This is a genomic window from Deltaproteobacteria bacterium (assembly GCA_016874775.1).
Taxonomy (GTDB): Bacteria; Desulfobacterota; Binatia; order Bin18; family Bin18; genus VGTJ01.
Window position 1 is genome coordinate 19,944 of record VGTJ01000069.1, and the last position, 9,060, is coordinate 29,003.

The window sequence follows — 9,060 nt, forward strand, 5'->3', positions numbered from 1 at the left end:
TGAACTATACCTCCCGGCTTTACTGGGCCACCGTCAGTACCGGTACCTCAGCGACAGTTTTTCCATCGGCTTGGGCAAGGTAGAGCGCTTTGGCTTCGTCGTCAGTAATCACGCGCCGCTTCGTTTTCTCATCATATATCTTCCACAAGCCACCTAACATGGGGTGACGGCCTCGGCGATAACTGTAACCCCAATAGAGAAACTCACGGGTCATACTGTCTCGCGCTTCCCAGTTTAAGCCACGACCTCCAGAAAATGTTGCCGTATTTTTCAACATACGCCACGGTGAGTAGAAGGTCCGATAGGCATCCTGATACGCTTTGAGAACTTCTTCCGCTGTCATCGTTGGATGCTGAGATACCACATGGTCAGAATCATACCAATTGAAGTCCCAATCAGTGATCTTGCCTTCTTCAACGGCTTTAATGTGATCTTCGGTGCCTGGGAGCGGTGTGACAATGAAGAATGAGGCTAGGTCTACACCAACTTCAATGAGATCAAGAGCTGCCTGCAGTCCACTCTCGGGTGTATCATGCGGAAAGCCGATCATGTACCCGCAATGGACAGCAATCCCGGCATTATGCCAGTTGTCTACAACACGGCGGTACTTCTCCAACACACGCTTTTTCGCTTCCGCCAACTCAAGATTACGTTCGCCACGGCGGTCGGTATTTTGAAATTTGGTCGCTGCCATCAGGTTGAGCGGGTTAAACGACTCAAACCCGACGAAGGCGCAGTATCCACCTGCTTCCTTCACTAATTCGACGAATCGACGACTACGTTGGTGCTTGCTACTGTCAGTTTCCCCAGGGCGAAGGTCGGCATAACCACCGGCATCAATATCGACCTGCATCATGAAGTTGATATTGCGGCCCTGTTGCCGTAGTTCCGCCATGCCAAGGAGCACGGGCTCCCACTGCGGGCTGCGGAAGAAGTCGTCGTCAACTAAAAAGAGGGTATCGATGCCATGGTTGTCAACGGCGTCACGAATCCAATCGACCGCAGACTGTGAATCCCGTGCCCGCATCGTCCGGCCCATGACGTTTTTGACGCTGCAATACGAACAGGTGAACGGACAACCCCGCGATGTATCGAGCGTTGTCATGGTGTCGTTGGCGAAGCGTGTAAGGTAGCGGTCATCGATCGCGGGCAACTGAACGTCGGTAATTTCTGGGACAATAATTTCGCCAGTTCCTGTCTTGGCACGGATACCAGTTGTGACACTGTAGTGTGGCTGCAAGTTGCCATCGAGGTAGTCATCGAGAATCTGTACCCAGGTATTTTCTGCCTCACCAGCGACAGTTGTGATGCCGCAGTTATTGAGGAAGGTGCAGGAATCGGGGTAGCCACTGACATGAAAACCGCCCATTAACACGGTGAAGCCAGCCGAGATAAATTGCAGCGCAAGATCTCGTCCGCGCGGGTACTGGTTCGTTTGTACTCCCGCCAGTCCGATGAGGACCTCGACGCCGTCTTCTTTACCTTTGTCTTTAATGGCTTGGATCGTGTCAGGGTTGATTGCCCCTTCGACAATTTCATCCCACAGCACGGTTTCCACAAAGATGTTTTTGTGGGCGCGCAGGCGATTGTACTGTTCGTTTAACGCCGCCAGAGCGGTGAGTGTGTTGTTTGGTAGCACGCCTTTCCAAAAGCGCAGTACATAGCCGTCGGCGTCGTACTTCGACGGTTTAATGAAATAGACGCGGAGTGTGCGGCACGGTGTTGCTTCTCGGCTGGTCTCACGTTTCAGTGGCAAAGTTGTCGAAGCCTCACTCAGAGTGCTGGAATACGCGGTACCGATGGTTGTCAGGACCTGAGCGTCTTCTCGCCAAGCATGCCAACCTTTCGTCCGTGCTGTCTTGTTCTTTGCTGTTGCCATGATTACCCCACTTCCTCAAGGTCGAACGAAACTTTTTGTACTTGCAGCGTACACAAATGTCAATGAAATCGCCATAAAATCATCATCGCGCATCATCAGTGGTACATTTCCACCAGCTCGATCATGCCCAGTTTTTTCAACTCTCCAAAGAGCCGGCCCTTCACTTCTTGTACTGTTTCCATACGCAACACTTCTTTCGTTAGTTGCTGTGCCTCGGCGTAGGATAACGACCGGACGACCCGCTTGATGACGGGAACAAAAAACGGCTCCATACTTAATTCATCGAGTCCCATGCCGAGCAGCACCATCGTACATAATGGATCAGCCGCCATTTCCCCGCACATACTCACAGGGCGCCCAGCTCGCTTTGCGGCCTGTACGGTCCAGGAAATGGCTTGCAGTACCGCAGGATGCAGCGGCTCGTACAGAGATGCCACTTTGCGATTGTCGCGATCTACGGCAAGAAGGTATTGAATGAGATCGTTCGTTCCGATGTTGAAAAAATCGACTTCTTTGATAAGCCGATCCGCGAGCCATACTGCCGCAGGAACCTCAACCATCACTCCCAGCGGCATCCACGGGTCAAAGGCTATCCCTTCTTCGTGTAGTTCCGCTTTGACTTCGGCGAGGAGCTTTTTCACCTGAAAGATTTCTTCAACGCTGGAGATCATGGGAAGGAGGAGTCGCACTGGACCATGGACGCCAACGCGGAGAATTGCTCGCAATTGCACTTTGAAAATGTCGGCTTTCTCAAGTGAGATGCGAATCGAACGCCAACCGAGATAAGGGTTATGTTCCCGTGGCAATCGCATATACGCGGGATATTTGTCGGGGCCTAAATCCAGCGTGCGAATGGTTACCGGCTTGCCGTTCATACTGCTTAAGACTCGTCGGTATAGCTCGAATTGTTCTTCTTCACTGGGAAAATCACGATAGGTGAGAAACGGGATCTCCGTCCGATAGAGCCCGACACCTTCCGCACCGTGTCGTTGGGCAAGGGTCGCGTCGACCAGTAACCCAACATTCGCTGCCAACGTGACGCGCACGCCATCTCGCGTTTCGGCTGGCAGATCATGAATCCCTTCAAGATCGCGATTAAAAGCGCGATACTCGCGATCGAGCTGGGTATATTCACGCAGGACTTCGTTTCCAGGATTCACGTATACCACCCCGGAGTTGCCATCGACGATGACCATATCATTCTCTTGCACCATCTCTGCGTGTTCAACTCCAACGACCGTGGGAATCTCGAACGATTTTGCCAGAATTGAGGCATGAGAGGTTGCACTTCCACTCCCGAGCACCACTCCCTTCAGCCGTTCGGGATCCACCATGCAGAGGTCAGACAGTGTCAATTCGTCGGCAAGCAGAATGACACTGTCATTGATCGGTCGCTCCTGCTCTTCCAGTCCTAGCAGTTGGCGCAACAGGCGTTGGCTGACATCGCGAATATCTGTGGTCCGTTCTCGTAGGAGCTGATTTTCCGCCCGTTCCAGAGTTTCGATATATTCTTCACTCACTTTTTTGACGGCAATCTCGGCGGCGTCATTGTCACGAATCAACTCTTCAATTTTCCCAAGAAACCCAGGGTCTTCCAACATCATCGCATGCGCATCGAAGATCGCCACATCGATTTCGGGTAACCGTGCATGTACCTGCGTCTTCAGCGCTTCAATCTCTGCCTGTGAGTGTCGCACGGCAGCGTGTAAACGTTGCAACTCTTCCTCAGGGGTATCGACCGTACGTTCCGTCAGCGCATCAAACTGAATGTTGGGATGGATAAGATGCACATGGCCAATGCCAAACCCCGGAGAGGCACCAATGCCGGAGAGGCGGGTTCGGCCACCGTGATTGCGTGCGGAGTTTTCTTCTTCGCGTTCGCGCTCGTACACCCGTAGACGCTTAATCGCATCAACCATGCCTCGATGCGCCTCTTCGCGTTCTTGTTCCTTACTCTTGAGTGTTTCGAGCAGTCGTGCCTGGACGATATTGTGGCTGACTTGTGTCGAAATGGCCTTTAACAAGCGGATTTCGGTACGAGAGAAGTGGCGTCGGTTGCGGCTCTGGATAACAAGAACACCAAGGGGGTTATTTTTTTCGAGGATGGGTAAGCCAAGAAAAGAATGAAACCGTTCTTCGCCAGTCTCAGGAAAGTATTTATTGCGCGGATGGGTCATCGCATCGGTGACCGCGACTGGCTCCATTTTCTCAATGACTAACCCACTCAAACCTTCGTCAATGCTCATGGTGACGTTACCGACTGCCGCGCGATCCAGTCCGGTTGTTGCCCATAAGGTAAGGCGCCGCTCCTTGGCATCATAGAGATAGAGCGAGCAGACCTCGGTTCCCATGCGCTCGGCGATGGTCTGCGTAATCTCTTCGAGTGTCTCCTGCAAATCATGCGAGCGGGCAATGAGCGTTCCGATATCTTCCAATAAACTTAACCCATGACCACGGCGTGCTGATTGACGTGCAGGTGTGATCGTCTTGGTGCGAGTCCGAGACGTGGTACGTTTCAACGCGTTGTTGCTTTTGGAGGCTTGCTCCATAGGATCCCACGTGGTGCAGGCATAATAGCTGAGGCCTACTCCGCTCACAAGGCGCAGCGCGTTAAAATGGCGCATTTTCCGGGGGATTGCGCAGAATTATGCGGAGAACCCAGCTCGGTGGTTGAGTGGAGCGTGTCCCGCACCGATCAGGACACCAGCAGCCATCGCTGTGCTGACGAAGGTTTTCGCCGTTGCGATAGCGGATTGTACGTCTTGTCCTTTCGCCAGGGCTGCCGTCATTGCGGCGGAGAAGGTACACCCAGCACCATGAGTACAAACGGTATCGAGTTTCTGGGCTTCATAGGCATGAAGCGCGTGACCATCGAACAAAATGTCACACGCTTCGGTTTCGAGGTGTCCGCCCTTTACAACCACGTACCGTGGTCCGAGCGCCTTAATCCGGCGTGCAGCTTCTTCCATGTCTGTGCGGGTGATAACGTCCATCCCGGCGAGCAATCCAGCTTCATGGAGATTAGGAGTCACAACGAGTGCTAGAGGAAGTAGGGTTTCAGCCACAACTCTTCTCGCCTCTTCGCGAAGCAGTGGATGTCCACCTTTCGCAACCATCACCGGGTCGACAACGAACTTTTCCAGCTTGTATTCTCGCACTTTCTTACTCACGGTCTGTACAAGTGGAATAGAAGACAGCATGCCAGTCTTCGCGGCATGGGTGCCAATATCAGACAAAACGCTATCGAACTGTTGCGCGACGAACTCTGGCGGAAGTTCAATGACGCCTTGGACTCCCAGTGTATTCTGCGCGGTAACGGCAGTGATGACACTCGTGCCGTAGACTCCGAGCGCCATAAAGGTCTTCAGGTCCGCTTGAATTCCCGCACCACCACCGCTGTCAGAACCGGCAATCGTTAGGGCTTTTGCGATGGTCATGGTTGATACTGTTTCGGTGAGGACGAACAAGACAAAGAAGGGAAGATGGGGAGAGGATCAAAGAAAAAATAGCCACGCGCTCTCTGCCGTCCACCTCTCTCGCTTATTCGTTATCTCCTGTCCTCATTATTATGCGTAAATGCCTGAAACTGTCCAATATGCAATTTGTGTCCTGGATAATACCGTCCGGCTTTCAGCTCATCGATTAAATCGCGTACAGTAGTAACGCGACGTTCGAGGACGGTGACCGCAGCTCCGAGCGAATTGGCTGAATGGCTGTCACTCCCGCCGATTCCCTTCCGCCCAAGATGATGTGCCACTGACAGCGCATACAGATTTTCTTGCTCAGAGCAGGCGGCGTTCACAACCTCGATTTCATCTACATACTGCAACACCTCTAGAGCATTAGCTCCTGAATTGGGATCATTGGCATCGATCGCAGGTGTTTTGTGAATGAACTGAAAACGCGGATCAAGTTTATAACGATACGGATGATTGGCGATGAGAAAACCACCAACGTCGTTGATGACACGACGTAGTTCTTTGACCTTATAAATTCCACCGACGTATTGCTTGAGGCCAAACGCACCCACGTGTCCCCATTCGGTAGTGACTTCGATACCACGAAACAGTGTCACTCCACGTTCGCTGGCGTAGTCGTCAATCTTGGGGTCATCCCAGGCGTTATCATGTTCAGTGATACAGAGTCCTTCAAGCCCGACCTTCTGCGCTTGGCCGATCATAGCGAAAGCATCAAGGTTACTATCCGCACTGCCACGGGTGGTATGAGTATGGAAGTCAATGCGCATGCCGCTCACGGTCATTGCTCCTTTTTCAGTCCAAACAAGATGGATTCACATAGCGTGTGCGGACTCTACGAGCAAGGCTGCCAAGAAGAGGTAAGATTTTCAATTCCTGCGGGAGATTGCTTCGCGCGAACCATTGTGGCAAGCGTTCTCTACGCAATATGATGAATTTCATTCCACCGCATCGCGAAACAGGCTCAGGTCCGGTCGTTGTGTTTGCGCACGGGACATTGATGGATCACACGATGTTCGATCCTCAACTCGCTGGACTCCCTGATTCATACCGCAAAATTGCCTACAACCACCGTTCGCGTACTGAGCTTGGGCAACAGCCGTTTACACTTGATCAACTTGCCGATGATTGTGTTGCCCTCTTGGATGCTCTTGGTATCGAGAAATGCGTATTGGCAGGTATGTCGATGGGCGGGTTTATGGCGTTGAATTTTGCCTTGCGCTATCCGCAGCGACTGGCTGGCGTCGTGTTTATTGCGGCATTTCCTGGTGCATACGCTGAAGAGCTACAAACGCAATTTCGCGCTGAGTTTGGCAAGTTGGATATTGACGGGACGATCCCCCAAGCATGGGCAGAATGGGCAGCACCTCTGTGTTTTGGCACGACGACACGAGAGAAGAACAAAAAGTTAGTATCACACTGGGTGGACCGTTGGATAACATTGCCAGCACGGGGGGCCTATCATGAAGGGTATTCCTGGATTGGCAAACCGAACTTGCTTGAGCGTTGCTCTGAAATCAACATTCCGGCACTGGTTCTGCACGGCGAGGAAGATAACGTCGTGCCGCTGAGTTGGACCACCCCTATAATGGATTATCTGCCGCATGGTCGCCTCGAAGTGATCCCGCAAGCTGGTCATACAGTGAACTGTGAGAATGTTGTTTCCTCAAACCGTGCACTGGCTCGCTTTCTGGCCGAAGTATACTGCTCTTGAAGCAGAAAAATCCCAGCCTTCGTTTCTCTTGCATTGCGGAAAGTAATCGTAGTACAGTCCTGGCTCATGTCTTGAGCCCTTTCCCTATGGGAAAAATAGAGCTAGTGTGGATGCAAGAACAGCAACCATCCGAATAAGGAGGGAGACTCAATGTCATACGATGTCGTGATTAAGAATGGAACAGTCGTTGACGGTACTGGTGCGCCACGTCAGCAAGCGGACGTAGCCATCGCCGGAGGCAAAGTTGCCGCGATCGGCAAAATCACCGATGGCGCAAAACGCGTGATTGACGCCTCAGACCTGGTTGTTTCACCAGGGTTTGTTGATCCCCATACGCATTACGATGCACAGATTTGTTGGGATCCGTTGTTTACTTGCTCATCGTGGCATGGTGTGACAAGCCTCGTCATGGGCAACTGCGGCGTGGGTCTCGCTCCCTGCCTCCCTGAAGCACGCGAAATCGCCGCGTGGGACTTGGTCAACGTTGAATCGATTCCGTTTGATGTACTCGCCAAGGGCGTAACCTGGGATTGGACAACCTTCCCTGAATACATGAACGCGGCGCAGAAGCGTGGACTAGGTTTGAATGTGGGCTTCATGGCTCCGCTTACTCCGTTCCGCCACTTTGTGATGGGCGAAGAGTCGATGGATCGCGCCGCTACCAAAGAAGAAACGGCAAAGATTGCCGCGTTGTTACGCGAAGCGATCCAAGCTGGCGCATTGGGCTTCTCGACCACCAATGGGCCACAGCACATCGGTTATCAAGGCCGTCCGCTTGCGTGCCGTTTATCCAGCCGTGATGAACTGACTGCCTATAGCCATGTCCTGAGAGATATGGGCCGCGGCGTGATTGAACTTGCGCTGAATGACAATCCTGGTGTGGTCTCAGAGAGTGACTACGACGTTCTCAAACTCTTTGTCAGTGAGAGCAAGCGGCCAGTAACCTGGTTAGCGCTACTCAATCGCGACGACAAACCCGAAGCCTGCATGGACACTCTGCGCCAGACCGAAGCACTGCTCAAACAAGGTGCCGTGCCGCAAGTGACCTGTAAGCCGTTGATCATCCAGATTGATCTCCGCAATCCATTCATCTTCTCGAACATGCCATCATGGAAAGGTGCGTTTAACCAGCCGGTCGAGAAGCAGATGGAACTGTATCGTCAAGCTGATTTCCGTCAAGGATTCCGCAAAGCGTTGCAAGAGCCGCGCATTTTTTCAGACAAGACCCTGTGGGGCCGCCTCAACATTAAAGAAGTCAGCAACCCAGCACTAGAGAAATATCTGTGGAAGACGGTGGCTGACGTTGCCAAAGAGCGCGGCAAAGATCCGCTCGACACGTTCCTTGATCTGGCGATTGAAGACAATTTGAAGATTCAGTTCACGATGGAAATCTTCAATGCTGACGAGAAGCGCATTCCTGAGTTGATTACTGACTCGCGCACGATGATCGGATTATCTGATGGTGGTGCACACGTTGATATGCTGTGTGATGCTGGCTATTGCACCTATCTGTTAGGTACCTGGGTCCGCGACAAAGGCGCAATGACCCTCGAACACGCCATCAAGCGCATAACCTCAGAGCCAGCCGATTTCTTCAATCTCAGAGATCGTGGCCGTCTCGCGGTGGGCTTACCTGCTGATGTGACAATCTTCGATCCAAAGACCGTAGGATCCAGCAAACGCCCAGAGATGCGTACTGACCTCCCAGGTGGAGGACGCCGTTTAGTCGCGATGGCCAACGGTATTTGCTACACGGTGGTCAACGGTCAGGTGCTGTACGATAGTGGCAAGCCGACCGAAGCGCGCGCGGGGCAAGTGTTGCGCGGAGCGTAAGCAAGGGCGATTGTCAGAATTGGATTGACCCTTAGGTTTCCCTCTCCCTGGCAGGGCAATGGCATTAAGTTAACAGCCGCCGTGGAGTTTATTCTGCAGTTGCCGTAAGTAGGAGCAATGATGGAGAAAGAAACGAAGCGCTTATTTGCCGGTTGAAG

The 9,060-nt window shown here is 52.5% G+C and carries 6 protein-coding genes; 2 read left to right on the plus strand and 4 right to left on the minus strand.

Translation table 11 applies throughout. The annotated features are described in order from the left end of the window. Positions 1-19 precede the first annotated feature (19 nt). The 4 genes from FJ147_13290 to FJ147_13305 all read right to left on the minus strand — a co-directional run bounded on the left by FJ147_13290 (position 20) and on the right by FJ147_13305 (position 6,140). Positions 20-1,879, minus strand: coding sequence for a hypothetical protein (locus FJ147_13290; GenBank protein MBM4256856.1), 1,860 nt, complete (start codon positions 1,877-1,879; stop codon positions 20-22). A 95-nt stretch (positions 1,880-1,974) separates the two neighbouring features. Next, a complete protein-coding gene (gene ptsP, locus FJ147_13295) occupies positions 1,975-4,503 on the minus strand; it encodes a phosphoenolpyruvate--protein phosphotransferase (protein ID MBM4256857.1) in 2,529 nt (842 codons plus the stop codon). Positions 4,504-4,524: 21 nt separating this feature from the next. Further along, positions 4,525-5,316, minus strand: coding sequence for a bifunctional hydroxymethylpyrimidine kinase/phosphomethylpyrimidine kinase (gene thiD / locus FJ147_13300; GenBank protein ID MBM4256858.1), 792 nt, complete (start codon positions 5,314-5,316; stop codon positions 4,525-4,527). Between the two features lie 110 nt (positions 5,317-5,426). Next, on the minus strand, positions 5,427-6,140 hold the full coding sequence (locus FJ147_13305; protein MBM4256859.1) for a PHP domain-containing protein: 714 nt from the start codon (positions 6,138-6,140) through the stop codon (positions 5,427-5,429). Positions 6,141-6,283: 143 nt separating this feature from the next. On the opposite strand from FJ147_13305, the gene FJ147_13310 reads away from it, so the two are divergent. Continuing rightward, positions 6,284-7,069 (plus strand): alpha/beta hydrolase, encoded by a 786-nt coding sequence (locus tag FJ147_13310; GenBank protein ID MBM4256860.1) that lies wholly within the window; start codon positions 6,284-6,286, stop codon positions 7,067-7,069. Between the two features lie 150 nt (positions 7,070-7,219). Continuing rightward, entirely contained in the window at positions 7,220-8,902 is a 1,683-nt protein-coding gene (locus tag FJ147_13315) for an amidohydrolase family protein (protein MBM4256861.1), read from the plus strand. Positions 8,903-9,060 lie beyond the last annotated feature (158 nt).

Bases quoted from the DNA above. Each gene is read 5' to 3' on its own strand.
- FJ147_13290 (MBM4256856.1), bottom strand. From the start codon at position 1,879: ATGGCAACAGCAAAGAACAAGACAGCACGGACGAAAGGTTGGCATGCT.
- ptsP (MBM4256857.1), bottom strand. From the start codon at position 4,503: ATGCGCCATTTTAACGCGCTGCGCCTTGTGAGCGGAGTAGGCCTCAGC.
- thiD (MBM4256858.1), bottom strand. From the start codon at position 5,316: ATGACCATCGCAAAAGCCCTAACGATTGCCGGTTCTGACAGCGGTGGT.
- FJ147_13305 (MBM4256859.1), bottom strand. From the start codon at position 6,140: ATGACCGTGAGCGGCATGCGCATTGACTTCCATACTCATACCACCCGT.
- FJ147_13310 (MBM4256860.1), top strand. From the start codon at position 6,284: ATGATGAATTTCATTCCACCGCATCGCGAAACAGGCTCAGGTCCGGTC.
- FJ147_13315 (MBM4256861.1), top strand. From the start codon at position 7,220: ATGTCATACGATGTCGTGATTAAGAATGGAACAGTCGTTGACGGTACT.